Origin of the sequence: Mesorhizobium sp. M7A.F.Ca.CA.001.08.2.1, from assembly GCF_003998455.1 — a bacterium.
GTDB lineage: Bacteria > Pseudomonadota > Alphaproteobacteria > Rhizobiales > Rhizobiaceae > Mesorhizobium > Mesorhizobium ciceri.
Genome location: NZ_RZPW01001071.1, coordinates 1 through 1,594, shown reverse-complemented (window position 1 = coordinate 1,594; position 1,594 = coordinate 1). Strand labels below are relative to the sequence as shown.

At 57.7% G+C, this 1,594-nt stretch carries 2 protein-coding genes; one reads left to right on the top strand and one right to left on the bottom strand.

What is annotated here, in order from left to right; genetic code table 11:
* Nucleotides 1-212: 212 nt before the first annotated feature.
* Nucleotides 213-320, bottom strand: coding sequence for a terminase gpA endonuclease subunit (locus EN914_RS39625; RefSeq protein WP_245265367.1), 108 nt, complete (start codon nucleotides 318-320; stop codon nucleotides 213-215).
* A 717-nt stretch (nucleotides 321-1,037) separates the two neighbouring features.
* Here EN914_RS39625 and EN914_RS34825 point away from each other — a divergent pair.
* A partial coding sequence (locus EN914_RS34825) for an LEPR-XLL domain-containing protein (protein WP_127389660.1) occupies nucleotides 1,038-1,594 on the top strand: 557 nt, incomplete at its 3' end.

Below are 1,594 nucleotides of genomic sequence, written 5' to 3'. Positions count from 1 at the left end.
TCGTTACTCCATCCAGCTGCTCAAACGGACACGCCTAGTCCTCAGCCTGGGCTGCCGGCTCTGCGGACGCGTGTTTTGACTGTTCGAAGCTGATGCCAAACGTGGCAACGCGGATGCGGCAGCCACTTCCGGCTCACAGGCACCGACGGTTCTGCCGAACTCCGCCTCGAGGTCGCGCCAAGTCGATTCCGGCCAGCGGTCGGCACCGATGATCAGGCGGCGGCACGGGCATAGACCCGGCAGTCGAGGGCTTCGTTGCGTTCGCGAAGCTTCTGCCATTCCAGACGCGAAAAGCCCCGCCTGGTGCGCGAGTGGTGCAAGCAGTTCGTCGTGAGCAGTTGGTCACGGTGCGTTCGCGTCTCGAACTGGCCAAAACAGGACCTTCCGTACGCCGAACCCTGATGTGGGCTTCGAGGCGCATTTCAGACATTCAGTCCACAACTGACAGCCTGCAAAAAATTGGAGTGATAGCTACCGCGACGCGGCCCTTTAGGGCACATGGATCTCAGGCATCGGCCTTTTAGGCGCAGTATAAGAAATTCAAAGACTTGCGTGGAAATGTTTGGCATCGTGCGGATTCTATTTTCGAAGTAGCTAATAAATCAGTTGACATCAGGGTACCGCAGTCGCAACCTGAAATTTAGGGGAAATGCGAGCGGGAGAATAATAACGACGGGGTTTCAGGCGCTTAGTAGCCTGATTAAGCTGGCAGAATTTTCGTGCTCGAGCATCTGTAACTTGGCAAACGATAGTGTTGCCGAGTTGCTGGGAGTAGCCGACGTGGCAGCGTTCACGTTCACGGATTTGTTGTTGCCCGCGTTGTCTAGCAGCGCGAGTGTCGGTTGCGCGGGCCCTTCGACGACGGTCTTCCTATGCTCTTCGCGCGCTACGGTGCCAGAGGTGTCTGGCCAAAGTCAGATCGCGTCATGCGCGGCGCGAAGATGGCCCTGTTTGGGGGCGGCGCTTCTCGCTCGCCATGAAAAACAACGCTCAGCTTCCAATCATACCGTTCGAGTGCCTAGCCGGGGGCTGGTGGCATGACCTTTCGCTATCGGAACGCGAACTTTCGAAACAGTTGCTCGGCATCTGCGCTTTCAGCAGCGATCGGATATCTCACTAAGTCCAAGAAAGAAAAGCGGCAGCGAAATCGGCGCGAATACGAAACACGAGCCGTTCATTTCGAGGCGCTTGAACCACGACTGCTCTTGTCCGCTGACTTCATGCCGGTTCACGGGTCGATAGACGTACCTGGAGAAACAGATCAATTCACCTTTAACATTTCTGAAGACACGAGGATCTATTTCGACGCGCTGACGAGTGACGGGCACTTAGCCTGGAGTCTCACGGGTCCGCATGGAACCGAAGTCCCAGGGATCGCCATCACCAATTCGGATGGCCAAAGCGGGGCGGCAACTTCGGCTCTCGATCTGGTTGCCGGCGATTACACGCTCAGTGTCACGGGTGCGGCGGATGCAACCGGTTCCTACAGCTTCCGGCTGCTTGATGTTGCTACGGCGACGCCGATCACCTCGGGCACGCCGGTGTCGGGAACGCTGCCGAGCGGCACGGAGACGGCGCTCTACCGCTTCGATGC